This window comes from Serinicoccus hydrothermalis (genome assembly GCF_001685415.1).
GTDB classification, from domain to species: domain Bacteria; phylum Actinomycetota; class Actinomycetes; order Actinomycetales; family Dermatophilaceae; genus Ornithinicoccus; species Ornithinicoccus hydrothermalis.
In genome coordinates, this window is record NZ_CP014989.1 from 1,369,910 (window position 1) to 1,390,219 (window position 20,310).

General features: G+C 71.4%; 21 protein-coding genes and 1 pseudogene. 5 read left to right on the forward strand and 17 right to left on the reverse strand.

The genetic code is table 11. The features are described from left to right. Positions 1 to 1,078: 1,078 nt before the first annotated feature. From SGUI_RS18385 to SGUI_RS06290, 3 genes and pseudogenes are all read right to left on the reverse strand, one after another. A pseudogene (locus SGUI_RS18385) lies at positions 1,079 to 1,436 on the reverse strand (IS1380 family transposase); the annotation flags it as partial. A gap of 1 nt (position 1,437) precedes the next feature. Continuing rightward, positions 1,438 to 1,758 (reverse strand): hypothetical protein, encoded by a 321-nt coding sequence (locus SGUI_RS06285; protein WP_157621755.1) that lies wholly within the window; start codon positions 1,756 to 1,758, stop codon positions 1,438 to 1,440. A gap of 2 nt (positions 1,759 to 1,760) precedes the next feature. Then, positions 1,761 to 3,416, reverse strand: coding sequence for a 3-hydroxyacyl-CoA dehydrogenase family protein (locus SGUI_RS06290; protein WP_066637679.1), 1,656 nt, complete (start codon positions 3,414 to 3,416; stop codon positions 1,761 to 1,763). Between the two features lie 42 nt (positions 3,417 to 3,458). Here SGUI_RS06290 and nucS point away from each other — a divergent pair, with 42 nt between their 5' ends. From nucS to SGUI_RS06305, 3 genes are read left to right on the forward strand one after another with little or no spacing between them, the layout of a single operon-like run. Next, complete coding sequence (gene nucS, locus SGUI_RS06295) at positions 3,459 to 4,154, forward strand: endonuclease NucS (protein WP_066637681.1); 696 nt, start codon at positions 3,459 to 3,461, stop codon at positions 4,152 to 4,154. A 15-nt stretch (positions 4,155 to 4,169) separates the two neighbouring features. Next, positions 4,170 to 5,138: a glycosyltransferase family 2 protein gene (locus SGUI_RS06300; RefSeq protein ID WP_066642926.1), complete on the forward strand. Its 969-nt coding sequence runs from the start codon at positions 4,170 to 4,172 to the stop codon at positions 5,136 to 5,138. Next, complete coding sequence (locus tag SGUI_RS06305) at positions 5,135 to 5,521, forward strand: GtrA family protein (protein ID WP_066637686.1); 387 nt, start codon at positions 5,135 to 5,137, stop codon at positions 5,519 to 5,521. Before SGUI_RS06300 ends, SGUI_RS06305 begins: the two co-directional genes overlap by 4 nt. Here the strand turns inward: SGUI_RS06305 and SGUI_RS06310 are convergent. Next, positions 5,481 to 7,130: a DUF6056 family protein gene (locus tag SGUI_RS06310; protein WP_157621756.1), complete on the reverse strand. Its 1,650-nt coding sequence runs from the start codon at positions 7,128 to 7,130 to the stop codon at positions 5,481 to 5,483. The genes SGUI_RS06305 and SGUI_RS06310 overlap by 41 nt on opposite strands. Before the next feature lie 83 nt (positions 7,131 to 7,213). Between SGUI_RS06310 and SGUI_RS06315 the strand changes: the two genes are divergently transcribed. Together SGUI_RS06315 and SGUI_RS06320 are read left to right on the forward strand one after the other, a co-directional pair. After that, the gene (locus tag SGUI_RS06315; RefSeq protein ID WP_066637692.1) at positions 7,214 to 8,740 is read left to right on the forward strand and encodes a gamma-glutamyltransferase; all 1,527 of its coding nucleotides are present in this window, start codon (positions 7,214 to 7,216) and stop codon (positions 8,738 to 8,740) included. A 33-nt stretch (positions 8,741 to 8,773) separates the two neighbouring features. Beyond that, positions 8,774 to 9,394 carry a cob(I)yrinic acid a,c-diamide adenosyltransferase gene (locus SGUI_RS06320; RefSeq protein ID WP_066637695.1) on the forward strand — a complete coding sequence of 207 codons (621 nt, stop codon included), beginning with the start codon at positions 8,774 to 8,776 and terminating at the stop codon, positions 9,392 to 9,394. On the opposite strand, the gene SGUI_RS06325 is transcribed toward SGUI_RS06320, so the two are convergent. The 13 genes from SGUI_RS06325 to SGUI_RS06385 form a co-directional block, all read right to left on the reverse strand. Further along, entirely contained in the window at positions 9,391 to 9,819 is a 429-nt protein-coding gene (locus SGUI_RS06325; protein WP_066637706.1) for a DUF2550 family protein, read from the reverse strand. The genes SGUI_RS06320 and SGUI_RS06325 overlap by 4 nt on opposite strands. Positions 9,820 to 9,835: 16 nt before the next feature. Next, on the reverse strand, positions 9,836 to 10,108 hold the full coding sequence (locus tag SGUI_RS06330; RefSeq protein ID WP_066637709.1) for a F0F1 ATP synthase subunit epsilon: 273 nt from the start codon (positions 10,106 to 10,108) through the stop codon (positions 9,836 to 9,838). After that, on the reverse strand, positions 10,105 to 11,451 hold the full coding sequence (locus SGUI_RS06335; protein ID WP_066637712.1) for a uracil-xanthine permease family protein: 1,347 nt from the start codon (positions 11,449 to 11,451) through the stop codon (positions 10,105 to 10,107). Before SGUI_RS06335 ends, SGUI_RS06330 begins: the two co-directional genes overlap by 4 nt. Before the next feature lie 147 nt (positions 11,452 to 11,598). Next, a complete protein-coding gene (gene atpD / locus SGUI_RS06340; protein ID WP_066637714.1) occupies positions 11,599 to 13,056 on the reverse strand; it encodes a F0F1 ATP synthase subunit beta in 1,458 nt (485 codons plus the stop codon). A gap of 19 nt (positions 13,057 to 13,075) precedes the next feature. Further along, positions 13,076 to 13,981, reverse strand: a complete 906-nt coding sequence (locus tag SGUI_RS06345; RefSeq protein WP_022924393.1) for a F0F1 ATP synthase subunit gamma — start codon at positions 13,979 to 13,981, stop codon at positions 13,076 to 13,078. A gap of 57 nt (positions 13,982 to 14,038) precedes the next feature. After that, positions 14,039 to 15,685, reverse strand: a complete 1,647-nt coding sequence (gene atpA / locus SGUI_RS06350) for a F0F1 ATP synthase subunit alpha (RefSeq protein WP_066637716.1) — start codon at positions 15,683 to 15,685, stop codon at positions 14,039 to 14,041. A 69-nt stretch (positions 15,686 to 15,754) separates the two neighbouring features. Next, on the reverse strand, positions 15,755 to 16,576 hold the full coding sequence (locus tag SGUI_RS06355) for a F0F1 ATP synthase subunit delta (protein WP_066637718.1): 822 nt from the start codon (positions 16,574 to 16,576) through the stop codon (positions 15,755 to 15,757). A 1-nt stretch (position 16,577) separates the two neighbouring features. After that, positions 16,578 to 17,162 carry a F0F1 ATP synthase subunit B gene (locus SGUI_RS06360; RefSeq protein WP_066637720.1) on the reverse strand — a complete coding sequence of 195 codons (585 nt, stop codon included), beginning with the start codon at positions 17,160 to 17,162 and terminating at the stop codon, positions 16,578 to 16,580. Positions 17,163 to 17,217: 55 nt separating this feature from the next. Continuing rightward, the gene (locus tag SGUI_RS06365) at positions 17,218 to 17,430 is read right to left on the reverse strand and encodes an ATP synthase F0 subunit C (RefSeq protein ID WP_066637723.1); all 213 of its coding nucleotides are present in this window, start codon (positions 17,428 to 17,430) and stop codon (positions 17,218 to 17,220) included. 75 nt (positions 17,431 to 17,505) lie between these two features. Next, positions 17,506 to 18,306: a F0F1 ATP synthase subunit A gene (gene atpB, locus SGUI_RS06370; RefSeq protein WP_237141465.1), complete on the reverse strand. Its 801-nt coding sequence runs from the start codon at positions 18,304 to 18,306 to the stop codon at positions 17,506 to 17,508. 40 nt (positions 18,307 to 18,346) lie between these two features. After that, positions 18,347 to 18,610 carry a hypothetical protein gene (locus SGUI_RS06375; protein WP_022924398.1) on the reverse strand — a complete coding sequence of 88 codons (264 nt, stop codon included), beginning with the start codon at positions 18,608 to 18,610 and terminating at the stop codon, positions 18,347 to 18,349. Beyond that, positions 18,607 to 19,044 carry a hypothetical protein gene (locus SGUI_RS06380; RefSeq protein WP_157621757.1) on the reverse strand — a complete coding sequence of 146 codons (438 nt, stop codon included), beginning with the start codon at positions 19,042 to 19,044 and terminating at the stop codon, positions 18,607 to 18,609. The genes SGUI_RS06375 and SGUI_RS06380 overlap by 4 nt, the downstream gene beginning before the upstream one ends. A 110-nt stretch (positions 19,045 to 19,154) precedes the next feature. After that, a complete protein-coding gene (locus SGUI_RS06385) occupies positions 19,155 to 20,267 on the reverse strand; it encodes a glycosyltransferase family 4 protein (RefSeq protein WP_066637739.1) in 1,113 nt (370 codons plus the stop codon). Between the last annotated feature and the right edge of the window lie 43 nt (positions 20,268 to 20,310).

Sequence of the window (20,310 nt, forward strand, 5' to 3'; positions counted from 1 at the left end):
AGCCCGCGCAAGAAGGTGCTTCGCCGCACGCTTGGGCCGTCGCCAGTCGGCACCCCTGATTCGCCGGGACCCAGGGCAACTGCTACTGCTGCCGTTCGCCTCGGCCCAAGGACCCGAATCAACTGCGGCAACATGCTCATTCCCGACCATGTCTCGACTTCATCGCTAGAACGCCATCGCACTAGTGTCGGCCTGTTCAACATGTCACCCTGTGCAGACTTCGCTATTTCCAACAGCTGAGGGTCGCGCAGACTTACCGCGCGGACGCGGTTTCCAGATGCTTGTTGAACTCTCTGTGCGACATCACTACACGTACTACACCCTGAGTCAAAAGCCAGGTAATACTCTGACATGAACACTCACACCCCACTCGTCGCATGGCGCGTCAATCGCACGCGGCGACGCTCGTTAACTCTCACTTGACGTCTCACAACCATCTTCCCCACCCATGCAATAACCATAGGCACGGACATCCAAAGGGCACCCTGCCCCCAATGCTCTCCCGCCAGGAAAATGACGGCTAGGATGACCCCCAACACCAACAGAGCTAGGACCTCGGCCGCAATCTTTGAGTGCTTCCACATGATCACGTAGCCACACAACGCCCAGACAAGGATAAAAATTGCCCCGAGCCACGAGCGCGGGGCGCTACTGAAAAAGTAGCCTAGCACCGCAAATGAGACAGCTACAGCAAGAGTCGGACCCGTGGTCACCCCCGGCGTCCTCCCATTGCTGCTTTCTATTCTCATGCCTTGAACCTGCCTCCCCGAGGAAGTACCCTGTTGTACAGTATCAAGTGATACAGAATCGGTCAAGAGGGGACTGTCCGGCTAGCCTCGATCTTTCATCGGGTGCGGTCGACGGGTGGTGGCGGCGTCGCGATGACGGTCGGGGGCTGATTCTGGAACCGGGGTACGACAAGAATCCGGGAGTGCGTCCAGGGGCATCGGGTTCCACGTGCCGAGGGGCCTGTTGCTGCTGGTTGGGTCAGGACGATGGCGGGGATCAAGGCGTGGCCGCGCCGGCCAGGCGGGTTCAGCCGGTCAGGACGAACTGGGCGTAGGCGGCGTCTTTCTTCAGGTGCAGGACCACGCGGCGGCCGGCAGGCCCGTTCCCGCACGCCCGCTCGTGCCCAGTTGACCGCCCGCACGGCCGCGTCGTCCTCACCGGCCAGGCTTGTCAGGGTGCGGGAAACCGTGGCCTCGAAGGCGACCTTCCCTGACACGCCGGGTTCGGCCCGCAACGGGCCAGGTCAGCCAGGCAATCCCCACCCAGCGCGAGAGGCAACGCGAGATCGGTGAGGATCTTGCTCGGGTCAGGCAACGCGGTCGGCTTCGCAAGGCAGTCACGTCAGCCCGCGGGCCGGAGGTCAGGCAGGTGGCCTTGACGGCCCGAGTCAGCAACACTCCACCAACTTGGGCAACCGCACCCGAGCGATCAGGCGAAGGAGCCGCCGGGGCGGCGGCGCTCGCGGGCGGACCAGCAGACGGTGTGCCAGTGGCGCCGGTTCTCGGCCTGCTGCATCCCGTCGACCGGCCAGGCGACCGTGTGGGCGACCCCGGCACCGACCTGCTGCTGGCACCCGGGGCAGCGGTAGCTCTTGCCGCTGTCGTTGGGGCGGACCTGGCGCACCGCCCAGACCTGGCCGGCGAAGCGCACCTCCTGCGGCCCTCCCCGTGGCGGCAGCCCCGGGCCCCCGCCCGTCCCGGCCCGGCGCCGGGGTCGTCCCCCGCGCCGCGGCCGGTTGGAGCGCGGCACCCTCAGCCCGTGAACGGGCGGTCGAGCAGCACGTGCTCGATGAGCAGCGGCGAGGGCTGCACCGACTCGCGCGGCAGGCCACCGGCCTCGGTGAGTTCCTCGCAGACGGACAGGACCTCCTCGGCCCCGATCTGGTCGATCATCGCGAAGGGCCCGGCGGGGTAGCCCAGGCCGTGCTGCAGCGCGGTGTCGATGTCGTCGACGGAGGCATAGCCCTCGTCGAGCATCCGGACGGCGTCCATGAGGTGGGGCATGAGCAGGGCGTCCACCACGAGGCCCGGCCGGTCCCGGCAGACGACCGGCTCGGCGCCGATGCTCGTCACCACCGCCCGCAGCGTGGCGACGGTGTCGTCGTCGGTGGCGCCGGAGCGCCCGATCTCGACGACCTGGCCGTTGCCGGTCGGCGCGTGCATGCGCAGGACCGCGGCCTTCTCGGGCCGACCGGAGAGCGCGCCCACGGCGACCGCGAGGTCCTCGTTGAGGGTCGTGAGGACGGTGTCCGGCCCGCAGATCTCCCCCAGCAGCTCCCACAGCTCCTCGCCGGCCTCCACGGGCGCCGGCTCGTCCTCGCCGTCGAGCTCGCCGCCGGGGACGGCGGCCGCCTCGACGACGACGCCGGCGTCGGCCAGGGCGGCGAGCTCCTCCCGGTCCTGGGCGTCGGCGACGTGGGTGACGGCATACCCCCCGTCGCGCAGCCGCGAGACCAGCTCGTCGGCGATCTCCCCGGAGCCGACCACCCCGACCGAGGAGAGCCCGGTCGCCCCCGGGACCGCGTCCTCCCCGACGACCTTCCCGCTCCCGGGCCTGTCGTAGGTGTAGAAGCCCTCACCGCTCTTGCGCCCGAGCAGGCCGGCGGTGACCATGCGCCCGAGCATCGCGCTTGGCGCGTGCATGGGGCTGCGGCTGTGGGCGTAGATGACGTCCCCGATGTGGTCGCACACGTCGAGCCCGACGAGGTCCATGAGCGTGCACGGTCCCATCGGCAGCCCGGCGCCGACCCGCATGGCGGTGTCGAGGTCCTCGCGCGAGACGTGCCCCTGCTCGAGCATCCGCAGCGCCGAGACGAAGTAGCCGAAGAGCAGGTAGTTGGCCACGAAGCCGGCGCGGTCCCCCACGACCACCGGCTTCTTGCCGATCCGCTCGGCCAGCTCGACCACCGCGTCGCGCACGGCCTCGTCGGTGCGCACGGTCGTGATGACCTCGACCAGCTTGAGCACGGGCGCGGGGTTGAAGAAGTGCATCCCGACGACCCGCTCGGGGTGTGCCGTCCGCGCCGCGATCGTCGTGATGGACAGGCTGGAGGTGTTGGACGCCAGCACGGCGTCCTGCCCGACGATGCCGTCGAGGGTGGAGAAGACCTGGTGCTTGAGGTCCATCACCTCGGGCACCGCCTCGACGACGAGGTCGGCAGGGGCGAGGTCCTCCATGCGCGTGGTGATGGTGACGCGGCCCAGGATGTCCTGCTGCCCGGCCTCGTCGAGCCGGCCCTTGGCGACCGCACGGTCGGTCGAGGCCTGCAGGATCCCCCGCCCGCGCTCGGCGAGCTCCTCGGTGGTCTCCACCCCGATGACGTCCAGCCCCCCTCTCGCGAAGACCTCGACGATGCCCGCACCCATGGTGCCCAGCCCGATGACCCCGACCGTGGTGACCTGACGCATACCGCGATCATGTCACGCGCCCCGGACACTAGGGTGGGGCCCGTGCGCGTCGTCATCGCCCGGTGCTCGGTGGACTACCACGGGGCCCTCGAGGCCCATCTGCCGCTGGCCACCCGGCTGCTCATGGTCAAGGCCGACGGGTCGGTGCTCGTCCACTCCGACGGCGGCTCCTACAAGCCGCTGAACTGGATGGCCCCGCCCTGCGCCATGGCCACGACGGAGCCGGACGAGGTGGAGGCCGAGCAGGGGGTCCAGCAGGTCTGGCAGGTCTCGCACGCCAAGCGGGACGACACGCTGCGGGTCAAGATCCACGAGGTGCTCTCCGACACCAGCCACGACCTCGGCATCGACCCGGGCCTGGTCAAGGACGGCGTGGAGGCCCAGCTGCAGGCGCTGCTGGCCGAGCACATCGGCACCCTCGGCGACGGCTACACGTTGCTCCGGCGGGAGTACCCCACGGCCATCGGCCCGGTCGACATCCTCTGCCGGGACGCGGGCGGCGCCACGGTGGCCGTCGAGATCAAGCGGCGCGGGGACATCGACGGCGTCGAGCAGCTCACCCGCTACCTCGAGCTGCTCAACCGGGACCCGCACCTCGCGCCGGTCGAGGGGGTCTTCGCCGCGCAGCTCATCAAGCCGCAGGCGCGGGTCCTCGCCGGTGACCGCGGCATCCGCTGCGTCACCCTCGACTACGAGGCGCTGCGCGGGCTGGACGACGCCGAGGCCCGTCTCTTCTGAGCTAGCGTGAGCGGCATGCCAGCCCTGTCCGTCGTGGTGCCGTGCCTCAACGAGGAGGGCACCCTCGTCGAGCTGCACGAGCGGTTGCACGGGGTGGCGGACACGCTCGGGCTGGGCCCCGAGGACCTGGAGCTGCTGCTCGTCGACGACGGCTCGACCGACGCCACGCTGGAGCTCGCCCGGGGCCTCGCGGACGCCGACCCGTCCACCGTGGTGGTGCGCCTGTCCCGCAACTTCGGCAAGGAGGCGGCGATGCTCGCGGGGCTGCGCGCCGCCACCGGCGAGGCGGTCGCCCTCATCGACGCGGACCTGCAGCACCCGCCCGAGCTGCTCGCCTCGATGTACACCCTGCTGCGCACCACCGACGCCGAGCAGGTCGTCGCCCGCCGCGACCGGGCCGAGGACCCCTTCGTCCGCTCGCTGCTCTCCCGCCTCTACTACCGCCTCGTCAACGGCCTCATCGAGACCGTCCGGATCCAGGACGGCGTGGGCGACTTCCGGGTCATGGACCGGCCCGTCCTCGACGCGGTGCTCGCCCTGCCCGAGCGCAACCGCTTCTCCAAGGGACTCTTCTCCTGGGTCGGCTTCCCCACCGCCACCGTCGGCTACCGCAACGTCTCGCGCGGCAGCGGACGCTCGGGGTGGACGCTGCGCTCGCTGCTCGACTACGGCATCGACGGGGCGCTGGCCTTCAACACCCGGCCGCTGCGCCTGCTCCTGCACCTGGGCGGCTGGGCCGTCCTCGCGGCCCTGGCCTACCTCGTCTGGCTGCTCGTCGGCTACCTCATGCACGGCGTCACCCAGCCGGGCTACATCACGACGATCGCGGTCATCACCCTGCTGTCCGGGGTGCAGCTGCTCGCGGTGGGCGTCATGGGCGAGTACGTCGGCCGGATCTACCAGGAGGTCAAGGCCCGCCCGAGCTACCTCGTGCACGAGGTGATCCGGCACCAGCCCGGTCCCGGCGGCAGCGACGCCGGATGAGGGCGCTGCTGCGCTTCGTGCTGGTCGGGGTGGCCAACACGGCGGTCTACTACCTGTTCTACCGCCTGCTCCTGCTCGGTATGCCCTATGTCCCCGCCCACCTGCTCGCCTGGTCCGGGGCGGTGGTCTTCTCCTTCTTCGCCAACAGCCTGTTCACCTTCGGGGTGCGCCCCACCTGGCGCCGCTTCCTCGCCTTCCCGCTCACCACCCTGGTCAACCTCACCTTCACCACGGTGGGCTCGGTGCTGCTCGTCGAGGCGGCCGGCATGGACGAGCGCTACGCCACGCTCGTCATGGGCATCGCGGCCGTCCCGCTGACCTTCGTGCTCACCCGCTACGTGCTCACGGCGGGTCGGGAGCAGCCCGCTCCCCCGCCCGGGTGAGGGTGCGCTGCCAGGTCGTCTCGCAGCCGGTCGTGCGGGTGGTCGCACGGTCCTCGCGCCGCTCGGGGTCGGTCAGCAGCACCCCGTCGGGCAGCTCGTAGAAGTGCCGGATGTCGCAGGCGTAGCGCGGGAGGTAGAAGGCGCGGCGGTAGGCATACCCCTCCTCCGGCAGGTCGGGGACGACGACCTCGCCGGCGCCGGTGGAGCGCGCCCGCTCGACCTGGGCGACCAAGCCGTCGTAGGCCGCGGCGTTGCCCGCGGCCCGGGTCGAGGTGACCGCGACGTAGGTCGTGGCCGACACCACCGTGCCGACGAGGGCGAGCACGAGCAGCGCGCGGGCGGTGCCGGCGGCCCGGCCGCCGCGGTCCCCCGCTGCGTCCAGGACCAGGCGGGCCGCGCAGGCCACCGCCAGCACGAGCGCCGTCGTGGGCAGGAAGAAGGCGCGCTGCCCGCAGACCGAGGCCACGATCGGCACGCCTGCCGCGACGACGGCCGCCGCCGTGAGCGCCAGCACGGGGTATGCCGTCCGCGCACCCCAGGCGTGCACGACCAGGACGAGGACGCTCACCACGAGCACGACGGCCGCGGCGAGGACGAGCACGGCGACCGCGGTGGCCGGGACCGCGGTGTCGGCCTCGGCGCAGAGGTCGGCGAGCCGCGGCCACCCGCGGCGGACCAGGAGAAGGGCCACCCAGCTCAGCATGCCGGCCACGAGCGGCACCCAGGCGGGGCGGCGTCCGGCGAGCACGGCGCCGACCACCGCCAGCGCGCCGAGCACGAGCCACCAGCCCAGGGTGAGCGAGGCGAACATCAGGGTGCTGCGCGACAGCGCCTGCAGCAGCGGCAGCACGAGGTCCTCCTCGCCGGTCCGCCGCCACAGACCGGGCGCGCTCGCCAGGACGACGAAGCCCACCGCCGAGGTGACCACCGCCGCCCAGGTGCCGGTCTGCCCCCGGCCGGGGCGGCGCAGCGCCAGCGCCAGCACGGTGACCACGAGCGTCGCCACCGACGACACCTCGTGGCCGAGGTGGGCATACAGGACCACCGGCAGGACCAGCCACGCCCCGCGCTCGCCGAGCGCGCCGCTCACCGCGGCCGCCGCGACGAGGAAGGCGAGCGTCGCCAGCGGGTAGTTGGCCAGCCCGGACACCCAGAGCAGCCCCTCGCCGGTGAGCCAGGAGTGCGCCTGCACGGCGAGGAAGGGCAGGCCCAGGCCCAGGACCGCCCACAGGACGGGCGAGCGCCGGGTGCCGCCCGCGAGCCGCAGCCAGGGCCAGGTGGCCAGTCCGAGGAGCACCATGACCAGGACGCCGACCACCGCCGCACCCGGGCGACCGCCGAGCAGGACGAGCCGGGCCACGGCGTCGGTGGCGCGGCCGTTGCGCCAGGAGTAGTCGAAGTGCCACGAGGCCCACCAGCCGGACCACGTCCGCGCGTCCCCGGGCTGCTGCCCGGCCATGGCGTGCAGGAAGTCGTCGCCGTGCGGGAAGCCGTGGCGCAGCACCAGGGCCCAGCCGCCGGCCGCCACGAGCACGGCCACGGCGACCACGGCCGCGGCGAGCGCCGGACGGCGCGCCGACGCCGCGGGTCGCCCGGGAGCAGTGGTCACGTCGGACACGATGCCAGAGCCGTCCGGACGGCCCGGTGTGGTGCCCGCACCCGCAGCCCCGCGGCTGCGGCACAATCGGACCCGTGACCCGTCCCGCCGCGATCGCCGCCCCCAACACGCACGCCACCGAGGCCGCCCGGCACGCCCTCGCCTCGGGCGGGACGGCGGTGGACGCTGCGATCGCGGCGATGGTGACCGCGACGGTCACCGAGCCCGGGGTCGTCTCCACGCTCGGCGGGTGCTTCGTCAACGTGTGGGCCGACGGCTCCGACCCGGTCGTCGTCGACGGCAACGTCGAGATGCCGGGCCGGGGCATGAGCGAGGACGTCCGCGGGACCGGGATGATCGAGGCCGCCTCGGACTACGGCGGCGGCATGGTGACGTATGTCGGTCCGGGCTCGGTGGCCACGCCCGGGATGCTGGCGGCCATGGGGTGGGCGCACCAGCGCTTCGGCGCCGCGCCCTGGGCAGAGCTGATGCAGCCGGCGGCGGACGTGGCGCGGGCGGGCTACCCGCTGAGCCGCACGGCGCAGTCCTACCTCGTGCTCGTCACCGACACCATCCTGGCGTGGGACCCGGCGACGCAGGCCCTGCTCACCGTCGACGGCGGGCCGCCCCCGGTCGGGCACCACGTCGTCGATCCGGTGCTCGCCGACACCCTCGAGCACCTCGGCGCGCAGGGCGCGGCCGACGCCTACCGCGGCGACGTGGCCCGGGCGATCGACGCCGACATGCGCGAGCGCGGCGGGCTGCTGTCGCTCGCCGACCTCGAGGCATACCAGCCGGTGGTGCGGACCGCCCTCCGCAGCCGGCTCGGCCCCTGGGACCTCGGCTGCAACCCTCCCCCCTCGATCGGCGGGCCGGTGCTCACGGCGCTGCTCCGGCTGCTCGGTGCGACGAGCGGCGAGATCGACCCGGCGCAGGTCGCGCTGGTCATGAAGGACGTGCTCGACATCCGGCTCGACCGGATCGACATCTCCGAGGACCTCGAGGCCGCCGGTGCCGAGCTGCTGCAGACGCTGCACCGGATCGGGGCGACCGGGCTGCCGACCTCGCCCTCGACCGCGCACGTCTCGGTGGTCGACGGCGACGGTATGGCGTGCGCGCTCACCGCGTCCGCGGGCTACGGCTCGGGCATGACGATCCGGGGCACCGGGCTCGTCGCCAACAACTCCCTCGGCGAGCTCGAGCTCAACCGCCTCGGCCTGCACGCGCTGGCCCCGGGGACCCGGCTGGCCTCCAACATGGCGCCGACGACCGCCCGCCGCGACGACGGCGCGGTGCTGGCCATCGGCACCCCGGGCGCCGACCGGATCACCACGGCCCTGGCCCAGGTCCTCACCCACATGGCCCGGCACGGCGAGGACCTGCAGACGGCGATCGACCGGCCGCGGATGCACCCGCGCCGGCTGCAGGACGGCACGACCCGGATCGACCACGAGGAGGACGCCGAGATCGCCGAGAGCCTCGACGCCGCCGGGCTGACCCGCTTCGAGCACGCGCCGAGCTCGATGTACTTCGGGGGCGTGGGCGCGGCCCTGCGCGCACCCGACGGCGAGCTCACCGCGGCCGCCGACGACCGCCGGGTCGCCGCCACCCTGGTCACCTGAGCCGCGGACGGCCGCACGTGGGAGCATGCGGTCATGGTCAACCTCACCCGGATCTACACCCGCACCGGCGACGGCGGCAGCACCGCGCTCGGCGACAACGGCCGCACGGCGAAGACCGACGTGCGGCTGGCCGCCTACGCCGACACCGACGAGACCAACGCGGTCATCGGGGTCGCGCTCGCCTGCGGCGACCTCCCGGAGGACGTGCGCGAGACGCTGTCCCGCATCCAGAACGACCTCTTCGACGTCGGCGCCGACCTGTGCATGCCGCTCAAGGCGGAGTATGCCTGGGAGCCGTTGCGGGTCCGGCAGGAGTGGGTCGAGGAGCTGGAGGCCGACTGCGACCGCTACAACGCCGACCTGCCGGCCCTGCGCTCGTTCATCCTCCCGGGCGGCTCCCCCGGGGCGGCGCTGCTGCACCAGGCGCGCACCGTGGCCCGGCGCGCGGAGCGGTCGGCCTGGGCGGCGCTGGCGGAGTACGGCGACCAGCCCTCGGCGCAGGGGGCGGACAAGGGCGAGGGCGGCGTCAACCCGCTCACCGCGACCTACCTCAACCGGCTCTCCGACCTGCTCTTCATCCTCGCCCGGGTCGCGGCGCGGGCGGGCGACGGAGAGGTCCTGTGGCAGCCCGGCGGGGGGCGGGAGCCGGCCTAGGCGACCTGCGAGTTCCAGCCGGGTGGGACGGCCTCGACCCAGGAGCGCAACGCGGTGTAGTGCTGCTCGCCGAGCGCGAGCTCGAAGCTGGCCGTGCCGTAGCGGACCGGCACCCGGATGAGCTGGGCGCCACCCAGGTCCGCGGCGTCCTGCGGGTCCAGCGCACCGGCCACGCCGAGGTCGAGGTTGCCGCGCATCCAGGGGCCGACGGACAGACCGCCCCGTCCCCGGAGGGCGAGGCGGTCCTCGGTGAAGCGCAGCGTGCCGCGGCGCCAGGACTCGGCGTCGTCGGAGCGGTAGGCGGCCGGCATGGGGGGACAGGTGCTGCCCCGCTGCCCGGCCAGGTGAAAGGTGAACAGCCCCAGGCCCAGGATGACCAGACCGCCGACGACGGCCATGAGCACCAGGACGAGGGAACCGGTCATGTGCGGGAGGGGAGGGTCAGCTCGTGGCCAGCGAGCCGGCGTCGACCCGCTCGGCGACGATGACCACCTTGTCCTCGTCGACGGAGAGGAAGCCCCCGTCGATGGTGACCTCCTGCGCCGAGCCTCCGGTGGTGATGCGCACCTGGCCCTGGACCAGGACCGCGAGCACGGGGGTGTGGCCCGGCATGATGCCGAGGTCGCCCTCGATGCTGCGGGCGCTCACCATCGACGCCTCGCCCTCCCAGACCTTGCGGTCCGCGGCGACGAGCTCGACCTGCAGTGCACTCACGAGTGATGTCCCTTCGGGTGGGTGGTTCGGTCCTCCAGTCTACCGGCCCGCTCCCGCGGGGCGGCACCCGCCGCGAGCCCGGGGTCGACGGCCCCGGTGACCCGGTTGATCGCCCGCATCCCGTGGAAGACGAGCAGGGCCGCGGCCGTGCCGAGGGCGATGCCCTCGAAGGTCAGCGCACCGGTGGCCCAGGTGTAGTTGGCGATCCCGACGACGAGGGCGACCGCCGCGGTCGAGAGGTTGATCGGGTTGCCGAAGTCGACGCGGTTCTCCACCCAGATGCGCACCCCGAGGATCCCGATCATGCCGTAGAGCACCGTGGCGGCGCCGCCGAGGACGCCGGCGGGCACGGTCTGGATGAGCGCCCCGAACTTCGGCAGGAAGGCCAGGGCGACCGCGGTGAGCGCCGCCACCCAGTAGGCCGCCGTGGAGTAGACCCGCGTCGCCGCCATGACGCCGATGTTCTCGGCGTAGGTGGTGGTCCCCGAGCCACCGCCGGCCCCGGCGAGGGTGGTCGCCAGGCCGTCGGAGAGGAGGGTGCGCCCGAGCATGTGGTCGAGCGCGTCGGCCGAGTCACCGGTCATCTGCGCCACCGACTTCACGTGCCCGACGTTCTCGGCCACGAGGACGAGGACGACCGGCAGGAAGAGCCCCACCACCCCGAGGTGGAACTCGGGGGCCATGAGCGGCGGCGCACCCAGCCAGCCGGCGTCGGCGACCACGGAGGTGTCGACCTCGCCGCGGAGCAGCGCGACGGCATACCCGACGAGGACGCCGAGCAGGATCGACAGGCGGCCGAGCAGGCCGCGGAAGAGGACGGTGCAGAGCAGGATCGCGACGAGGGTGGCCAGCGCCGTGACCGGGGCCTCCTGGACGTTGCCCCACGCGGCCGGCGCGAGGTTGAGCCCGATGAGCGCGACGATCGTGCCGGTGACCACCGGCGGCATGAGGCGGGCGATCCAGTGGTGCCCGACGAGCTGCACCACCAGCCCGACGGCCGCGAGCCCGATGCCGGCCAGCACCACGCCGCCGAGGGCGCCGGCCGGCCCGTGCTCCGCCTGCGCGGCCGCGATCGGCGCGAGGAAGGCGAAGCTGGAGCCGAGGTAGGACGGCACCTGGTTGCGCGTGATGAGCAGGAACAGCGCCGTGCCGAGGCCGCTGAAGAGCAGCGTCGTGCTCGGCGGGAAGCCGGTGATGAGCGGGACGAGGAAGGTGGCGCCGAACATCGCCACCACGTGCTGCATGCCGATCCCGACCGTCGGCAGCCACGCCAGCCGCTCCCCGGGCCCGACGACCTCGCCCGGCGCGATCCGGCGGCCGTCACCGTGAACGGTCCAGCGCATCCCTCTCCCCTTCGTCCCGACCGGACAGGCCTTCGGTCCGCCCGCACCCCGCACCGGACAGGCCTTGCGTCTGGCGCCCGGTGGCACCGAACAGGCCTTGTGTCCCGCGGTCGCGGGACACAAGGCCTGTTCGGTCGCGGAGAGCGGTCAGCTGTTCTTCTCCAGCTCGGCCGCCTGGCGCTCGACGTCCTCGAGGCCACCGCACATGAAGAAGGCCTGCTCCGGGAGGTGGTCGTAGTCACCGTCGGCGACCTTGGTGAAGGCCTCGATGGTCTCGCTCAGCGGCACGGTCGAGCCCTCGATGCCGGTGAACTGCTTGGCGACGTAGGTGTTCTGCGACAGGAACCGCTGGATGCGACGGGCGCGGCCGACGAGGATCTTGTCCTCCTCGGAGAGCTCGTCGATACCGAGGATCGCGATGATGTCCTGCAGCTCCTTGTAGCGCTGCAGGATCGACTTGATCCGGACCGCGGTGTCGTAGTGCTCCTGGCTGATGTAGCGCGGGTCGAGGATCCGGCTGGTCGAGGTCAGCGGGTCCACGGCCGGGTAGATGCCCTGCGAGGCGATCGGGCGGGACAGCTCGGTCGTCGCGTCCAGGTGGGCGAAGGTGGTCGCCGGGGCCGGGTCGGTGTAGTCGTCGGCCGGCACGTAGATCGCCTGCATCGAGGTGATCGAGTGACCACGGGTGGAGGTGATCCGCTCCTGCAGCGTGCCCATCTCGTCGGCGAGGTTCGGCTGGTAGCCGACGGCGGAGGGCATACGGCCCAGCAGCGTCGACACCTCGGACCCGGCCTGGGTGAAGCGGAAGATGTTGTCGATGAAGAGCAGCACGTCCTGCTTCTGGACGTCGCGGAAGTACTCCGCCATCGTCAGCGCGGACAGCGCGACCCGCAGCCGGGTGCCCGGCGGCTCGTCCATCTGGCCGAAGACCAGGGCGGTCTGGCCGAGGACGCCGGCCTCCTCCATCTCGACGATGAGGTCGTTGCCCTCGCGGGTGCGCTCACCCACGCCGGCGAAGACGGACACACCGCCGTGGTCGCGGGCGACACGGGCGATCATCTCCTGGATGAGCACCGTCTTGCCGACCCCGGCCCCGCCGAACAGGCCGATCTTGCCGCCCTGCACGTAGGGGGTCAGCAGGTCGATGACCTTGATGCCGGTCTCGAACATCTGGGTCTTGGACTCCAGCTGGTCGAAGGCCGGAGCCTGGCGGTGGATGCCCCAGCGCTCGTTGACCTCGAGGGTCTCCCCCTCGGGCAGGTCGAGCACGTCCCCGGTGGCGTTGAAGACGTGCCCGAGGGTCACGTCGCCGACCGGTACGGTGATGGGGCCGCCGGTGTCCTGCACCTGCGCACCGCGGACGAGGCCGTCGGTCGGCTGCAGGGAGATGGCGCGCACCATGTTGTCGCCGATGTCCTGGGCGACCTCGAGGTTGACGGTCTTGGTGTCCCCGCCCACCTCGACCTCGGTCTTCAGCAGGTTGTAGAGCGCCGGCATCTGTCCGGGGGGGAACTCGACGTCGACGACGGGGCCGATGATCCGGGCCAGCCGACCCACGGCGCCCTGGGTCTGCTCCGTGCTGGGAGCCTCGGTGGTAGCAGTCATGGCTACGTGCTTCCTCTCACTACTTGGCGTCGGCGAGGGCGCTCGCGCCGCCCACGATTTCGCTGATCTCTTGGGTGATCTCGGCCTGACGGGCCTGGTTGGCAAGACGGGTGTACGTCTTGATGAGCTCCTCGGCGTTGTCCGTCGCCGACTTCATGGCCCGCTGGCGCGCGGCCAGCTCGGAGGCGGCGGACTGGAGCAGGGCGTTCCAGATCCGGGAGGTGATGTAGCGCGGCAGCAGGGCGTCCAGCACCTCGGCGGCGTCCGGCTCGAACTCGTAGAGCGGGAAGCCGTTCTCCGGCGTCTTGGGCGCCGCGTCCTCGACGACCTCCAGCGGCAGCAGGCGGGTGACCTGCACCTCCTGGGTCACCATGTTGACGAAGCGGGTGTAGACGAGGTGGATCTCGTCCACCCCACCCTCGGCGCCGTCGCTGCCCCGGGTGAACTCGCCGATGAGCCGCTTGGAGATCTCCTGCGCGACGTCGAAGGTCGGGGAGTCCGAGAAGCCGCTCCAGGAGTCCGCGTAGTCCCGGTTGCGGAAGTTGTAGTACGACTCCGCCTTGCGCCCGGTCAGGTAGGGGACGAACTCCATCCCGGAGTCCTGGACGAGCTCGCGCAGCTGCTCGCTGCGCTTGAGCACGTTGGCCGCGTAGGCCCCGGCGAGCCCGCGGTCGGAGGTGATGATGAGCACCCCGGCCCGCTTCTGCTCGTCCCGCTTCGTGGTGAGCGGGTGGTCGACGTGCGCGTGGGTGGCGACCGCCGACGCCGCCCGGGTGATCGCCCGGGCGTACGGCGTCGTCTCCGCGACCCGCTGCCGCGCCTTGACCACCCGGGACGCGGCGATGAGCTCCATCGCCCGGGTGATCTTCTTCGTCGACTGGACGGACCGGCTGCGCTGGCGGTACTCCCGCTGCTGCGCTCCCATATCTCGCCTCTCTCGTCTTCGCTGGTGGTCGTTCGGTCAGCTGGTATGCCCGGCGCGTCAGCTGCGCTGGACGGTCAGCTGCTCCTGGTCGACCTCGTCATCGCCCATGGCCTCGGCCGGGTCCTCCTCGGCGGAGCCGACACCGACCTCGGCGCTGTCGTCCGGGGTGAACTCGGACTGGAAGGCGCTCATCGCGTCCTTGAGGGCCTGCTCGGTGTCGTCCCCGAGCTTGCCGCTCTCGCGGATGCCGTCCAGCAGGCCGTCGTGCTCGCGGTGCAGGAACTCGACCCACTCGGTCTCGAAGCGGCGGACGTCGCTCACCGGCACCTCGTCGATGTGTCCGTTGGTGCCGGCCCAGATGACCGCGACCTGGTCCTCGACCGAGACCGGGGAGGACTGGGGCTGCTTGAGGATCTCGACCATGCGCGCGCCGCGGGCCAGCTGGGCCTTGGAGGCGTCGTCCAGGTCGGAGGCGAACATCGCGAAGGCCTCCATCTCGCGGAACTGCGCGAGGTCGACCTTGAGCCGTCCGGAGACCGACTTCATCGCCTTGATCTGCGCGGCGCCACCGACGCGGGACACCGAGACACCGACGTCGATCGCCGGGCGGACGTTGGAGTTGAACAGGTCCGCCTGGAGGTAGATCTGTCCGTCGGTGATGGAGATGACGTTGGTCGGGATGTAGGCCGAGACGTCACCAGCCTTGGTCTCGATGATCGGCAGCCCGGTCATCGAGCCCGCGCCCATCTCGTCCGAGAGCTTGGCGCAACGCTCGAGCAGCCGCGAGTGCAGGTAGAAGACGTCGCCCGGGTAGGCCTCGCGGCCCGGCGGACGGCGCAGCAGCAGCGACACGGCGCGGTAGGCCTCGGCCTGCTTGGACAGGTCGTCGAAGACGATGAGCACGTGCTTGCCGTCGTACATCCAGTGCTGGCCGATGGCCGAGCCGGTGTAGGGGGCGAGGTACTTGAAGCCGGCCGCGTCCGAGGCAGGGGCGGCGACGATCGTCGTGTAGTCGAGCGCGCCCTGCTCCTCCAGCGTGCCGCGCACCGAGGCGATGGTCGAGCCCTTCTGGCCGATCGCGACGTAGATGCAGCGCACCTGCTTGTCCGGGTCACCGGACTCCCAGTTGGCCTTCTGGTTGAGGATCGTGTCGATCGCGACCGTGGTCTTGCCGGTCTGCCGGTCGCCGATGATGAGCTGGCGCTGGCCACGGCCGATCGGGATCATCGAGTCGATCGCCTTGATGCCGGTCTGCAGCGGCTCGTGCACCGACTTGCGGGCCATGACGCCGGGAGCCTGCAGCTCCAGCGCACGGCGGCCGTCGGTCTCGATGTCGCCGAGGCCGTCGATCGGCTGGCCCAGGGGGTTGACGACGCGACCGAGGTAACCGTCGCCGACGGGCACCGAGAGCACCTCGCCGGTGCGGCGGACGTCCTGGCCCTCCTCGATCCCGGAGAAGTCGCCGAGGACGATGACGCCGACCTCGTGCACGTCGAGGTTGAGCGCCAGCCCGAGCGTGCCGTCGGCGAACTCGAGCAGCTCGTTGGTCATCACCGAGGGCAGGCCCTCGACGTGGGCGATGCCGTCACCGGCGTCGACCACCCGGCCGACCTCTTCGCGCGAGGCGCTGCCCGGCTCGTAGGACTGGACGAACTGGTCCAGGGCGTCCCGGATCTCCTCGGGACGGATCGAAAGCTCCGTCATGTCTCTTCTCCTCGTCGTGGCCCTGGGCTTGTGGTCGGGCCGGTGCTGTGGGGTCTGTGGTGGGTAGGGTCAGCCGGCCATGAGGCGCCGGGCCTGGTCGAGCCGGTGGCTCACCGTGCCGTCGATGACCTCGTCGCCGATCTCCACCCGGATGCCACCGACGACATCGGGGTCGATGACCACGTTGGTGTGGACGGTGCGGCCGTACTGCCGGCTGAGCGTGGAGCGCAGCGACTCCTCCTGCTCGGGCCGCAGCGGGATGGCCGTGGTGACGACCGCGGTCACCTGGTCCTGGAGCTCGGCGGCCTGCTCGAGGTAGGCCACGAGCGTGCGCTCCACGCGGGCACCGCGGACGCCGACCGCGGCCTGGGCGGCCAGGGTGACGGTCTCCGGGGCGGCCTTGACCGAGAGCAGCCGCTCCACGAGGGAGCGCTTCGCCGCGACCGGCGCACGCCGGTCGCCGAGCGCGGACTGCAGGTCGGGGGTGGACTCGACGATGCGGCTGAAGCGGAAGAGCTCGTCCTCCACCTGGTCCAGCCTCCCGGCACGCTGCGCGTGCACGAGCTGGGCCTCCACCGACACCCGCTCGAGCGCGGTGGCCAGGTCGGTCACACCGGACCAGCGCTGGGACACCGTGGCCTTGGCGGCGTGCAGCGCCCCGTCACCGATCTTGCCGCTGAGCAGACGCTCGGTGATCGCGGCCCGCTCGGAGCCCTCCCGCGAGGGGTCGGCCAGGGTGCGCGCCAGCACGGCGTTGCCGTCCACGAGACGGGCCAGGGCCCAGAGGTCCTCCCCGACACGCGCCGGGTCGACGGACCCGCCGTCGTGCTCGAGCACCTCGTGCAGACCCTCGCGGGCCCCGTGGAGGGAGCGGCGGTAGGCGCTGTCCATGTCAGCGACCCTCGTCGCCCGCGCCGAGCTTCTCCGGGGTGATGGCTCCGGAGTCGAGGTCGGCGAGGAAGCGGTCGACGATCCCACGCTGCCGCGCCTCGTCGTCGAGGGACTCCCCGACGATCTTGCTGGCCAGCGCGGTGGAGATCTGCCCCACCTCGCCGCGCAGCTGGACCATGGCCTGCTGACGCTCGGCCTCGATCTGCTTGTGCGCGGTCTCGGTGATGCGGTGGGCCTCGACGTTGGCCTGCTCGCGCATCTCGGCGATGATCTGCGCGCCCTGCTCCTTGGCCTTCTCGCGGATGTGCGCGGCCTCGGCCCGGGCGTCGCCGAGCTGCTCCTCGTACTTCTTCTTGGCGGCGGCGGCCTCGGCCTCCGCCTTCTCGGCACGCTCCATGCCGCCCTCGATGGCGTCCTGGCGTGCGGTCACGATGCCCTCGAGGCGGGGCCAGGCGACCTTCCAGACGACCAGGAAGATGACGCCGAACATGAGCAGGCCCCAGACCAGCTCCGGCGTGTGCGGGAAGATCGGGGATCGCTCCTCGGTCCCCTCCGCGGTCCTCACGACCAGCGTCTGTAGCGACACGGTGTCTCCTTCAGCAAGATGAGCGGGCGGCGCCCGGTAGGCCGACGCGACTTCCTTAGACGATGAAGAAGAGGACGAAGCCCAGGATGGCCAGGGCCTCGGCGACGGCGAAGCCGAGGATGGTGAACGGCGTCAGCGCGCCGCGGGCCTCGGGCTGGCGGGCCACACCGTTGAGGTAGGCGGCGAAGATGAGGCCGACACCGATGGCCGGGCCGATGGTGGACAGGCCGTAGCCGACCAGGGCGATGGCGGGAGCAAGGGCTTCCATTGTGTCTCTTTCTGTGTGGTGTCACCGGCTGGTGGCAGCCGGTCGATCGTGCGGTCTCGGTATTCGGTTAGGGGGTCAGTGGCCCTCGGCGAGTCCGTCGCCGATGTAGGAGGCCGCGAGCAGCGTGAAGACGTAGGCCTGGACGACCTGGATGAGCAGCTCGAAGAAGGTCATGAGGAAGGCCATGAGGAAGGACCCGGCACCGGCGATCGCCATGAGCGCACCCTGCTGCACCAGGAACCAGCCGCCGGCGACGAAGAGGGTGAGGATCATGTGACCGGCGAACATGTTGCCGAAGAGTCGCAGGGCCAGCGTGAGGGGCCGGGTGACGAAGTAGCTGAAGATCTCCAGGAGCAGTACGACCGGCCGGATGACCAGCGGCACGCCCTCCGGCACCATGTGCTTGAAGTAGCCGATGAAGCCCTGCTGCCGGAAGCCGGCCAGGTGGTAGACGACGTAGACCACCGCGGTGAGTGCGATGGGCACCCCGATGACCGCCGTCGGCGCGAGCATCACGAGCGGGGTGATACCCATGAGGTTGTTGGCGAGCACGAAGAAGAAGATGGCCAGCAGGAACGGGACGTACCTCTTGTAGTGCTTGCTGCCGATGAGGTCACGCGAGATGTCGTTGCGGACGAAGCCGTAGACCGTCTCGAAGAGGAACTGGCCCTTGCCGGGGACGAGCCGGAGGTTCTTGGTGCCCAGCGTGAGCAGCGCCACGAGGCCGATGGTGACGAGCGTCATGACGAACATCGGGCGGGTGATCTCCCAGCCCTCCGGCCCGAAGTAGGGCTGCCAGAAGTCGGCCGGGGACGGGGCGTGGAAACCGGACTCGTCCGCCAGGACTAGTGGTCGTCCCAGGGTCACACTGGTCACGCGAACTCCTTCGCAACGTGATCGGGGGCCAGCAGGGATGTCATTGAGTACCGTACCTGACCCAGATGATGTAGATGGACAGAGCCATTCCCGCGAGGATGCCGACGGCGACCACCCAGTCCTGGCCGATCCACCGGCCCACGAGCAGGGCGATCCCGCCGAAGAGGATGGGGCCGGCGAGCAGGTAGGAGATGACGCTGGTGCCCATCGAGGTCTCCGGGCTCTGACCGCCCTCGTCCCGGTCGTCCCGGGGCGGGAGCCCGTCGTCGCGCTTCGGGGTGTGACCGAACAGCGAGTACCTCATCGCGCCCCTCCCTCACCCGGCAGGGACACGTCCAGCGCCGGCTGGCGCCCGGTGAGGTAGACCTGCACGAGGAACACCTGGTAGAGCACCGCGCTGAGCAGGGCGGAGAGGGCGAAGGGCCCGCGCTCGAGCCACGGCTCGCCCCGCAGGACCAGGGCGACCGAGGCCAGCAGCACGACCACCACCAGCAGGATCATGAAGGCCCCGGGCAGGACGACCGCCTCGTGCTGCCGCAGCAGCCACCGGACGGCGACGAGCCCCGCGGTGAGGGCCCCGACGACGACGATCCCGGCGAGGACGACGGACCCGGCCGCGCCCCAGGAGCGGAACAGACCGGTGAGGAGCACCGCGGCAGCGAGCCCCACCAGGGTGCCCACGGAGGCACGCCGCACCATGCGAGCCGCGACATCTTCTGTCACGTGGCGCTCGGACATGTCGGCTCGTTCCGTCCCGGGTCGTGTGTGGTGGTCTGGCATCTCAGGGCGACGCGCTTGTGAAAGTTATCACAAGCACGGGGTGGGCCACGAACCCGCTGGTCACAGGCCTACGTCGAGGTGGCGTCGGAGGAGCGTGCCGGCTCGGCACGCCAGGTCAGCCCCACGGCCAGGACGAGCAGCCCGAGGATGCCGGTCAGCGACACCCAGAAGGGCAGGTAGGCGAAGGACACGCTCCCCGCCGCGATGAGCAGGGCCCAGAGGTAGAGGAGCACCACCGCCCGCCGGTGGCTGTGCCCGATGTCGAGCATCCGGTGGTGCAGGTGGCCGCGGTCCGGCTTCCACGGCAGCTGACCTGCCCTGGTCCGCCGCAGGACGGCCAGCACCATGTCGAGGAAGGGCAGGGCGAGGATGGCGAGCGGGATGAGGATCGGGAGCAGGAAGGCCGTCGCCGCGGAGGCGCTGGCGACCGAGGAGCTCGGGTCCACCGACCCCGTCATCGAGATGGTCGCCGCCGCGAGCAGCAGGCCGAGCAGCAGCGCCCCGGCGTCCCCCATGAAGAGACGCGCCGGGTGGAAGTTGTGCGGCAGGAAGCCCAGGCACACCCCGATGAGGGCGGCACTGATGAAGGTCGCCTCGGAGAAGACGTTGGGCGGGTCGAAGTTGCGGCTGATCAGGTAGGTCCAGCCGAAGAACGCCCCTGCCGCGATGAGCACCACGCCCGCCGCGAGCCCGTCCAGCCCGTCGATGAAGTTCACCGCGTTGGTGGAGATGACGACGACGAGGATGGTCAGGGTCACCATCACCGGCTCGGGCAGGTAGGTCACGCCCAGGATGGGCAGCGAGAGCAGCCGCACGCCGTAGAACGCCATGATCCCGCCGGCCAGGATCTGTCCGGCCAGCTTGGTCATCCAGTCCAGCTCGCGGATGTCGTCGATGGCCCCGAGCGCGGTGATGAGGGCCGCGGCTGCCAGCACGCCGAAGAGCCGGGGCGTCGCGTCGAAGAGCTGCCCGTGGTAGGGCAGCTGGGAGCCGAGCAGCACCGCCGCCGCGAAGCCCAGCAGCATGGCGACCCCGCCGAGCCGAGGGATCGGCACCGAGTGGACGTCGCGGTCGCGCACCGCGGTGATGGCTCCCACGCGCAGGGCGAGGCGGCGGACCAGGGGGGTGGCCAGGTAGGTCACGATCGCTGCTGTCAGCAGCACCATCATGAACTCGCGCACCGGCGCCTCTCCCCTCTCGGCGGCTCGCGACGGCGGTATGCCG

Excerpts from the sequence above, each read along its gene's own strand:
- SGUI_RS06305 (WP_066637686.1), top strand. The coding sequence starts at position 5,135 with ATGAGGGCGCTGCTGCGCTTCGTGCTGGTCGGGGTGGCCAACACGGCG.
- SGUI_RS06290 (WP_066637679.1), bottom strand. The coding sequence starts at position 3,416 with ATGCGTCAGGTCACCACGGTCGGGGTCATCGGGCTGGGCACCATGGGT.
- SGUI_RS06320 (WP_066637695.1), top strand. The coding sequence starts at position 8,774 with ATGGTCAACCTCACCCGGATCTACACCCGCACCGGCGACGGCGGCAGC.
- SGUI_RS06325 (WP_066637706.1), bottom strand. The coding sequence starts at position 9,819 with ATGACCGGTTCCCTCGTCCTGGTGCTCATGGCCGTCGTCGGCGGTCTG.
- SGUI_RS06300 (WP_066642926.1), top strand. The coding sequence starts at position 4,170 with ATGCCAGCCCTGTCCGTCGTGGTGCCGTGCCTCAACGAGGAGGGCACC.
- SGUI_RS06375 (WP_022924398.1), bottom strand. The coding sequence starts at position 18,610 with ATGAGGTACTCGCTGTTCGGTCACACCCCGAAGCGCGACGACGGGCTC.
- atpD (WP_066637714.1), bottom strand. The coding sequence starts at position 13,056 with ATGACTGCTACCACCGAGGCTCCCAGCACGGAGCAGACCCAGGGCGCC.
- atpA (WP_066637716.1), bottom strand. The coding sequence starts at position 15,685 with ATGACGGAGCTTTCGATCCGTCCCGAGGAGATCCGGGACGCCCTGGAC.
- SGUI_RS06365 (WP_066637723.1), bottom strand. The coding sequence starts at position 17,430 with ATGGAAGCCCTTGCTCCCGCCATCGCCCTGGTCGGCTACGGCCTGTCC.
- SGUI_RS06355 (WP_066637718.1), bottom strand. The coding sequence starts at position 16,576 with ATGGACAGCGCCTACCGCCGCTCCCTCCACGGGGCCCGCGAGGGTCTG.
- SGUI_RS06335 (WP_066637712.1), bottom strand. The coding sequence starts at position 11,451 with ATGCGCTGGACCGTTCACGGTGACGGCCGCCGGATCGCGCCGGGCGAG.
- SGUI_RS06380 (WP_157621757.1), bottom strand. The coding sequence starts at position 19,044 with ATGTCCGAGCGCCACGTGACAGAAGATGTCGCGGCTCGCATGGTGCGG.
- SGUI_RS06345 (WP_022924393.1), bottom strand. The coding sequence starts at position 13,981 with ATGGGAGCGCAGCAGCGGGAGTACCGCCAGCGCAGCCGGTCCGTCCAG.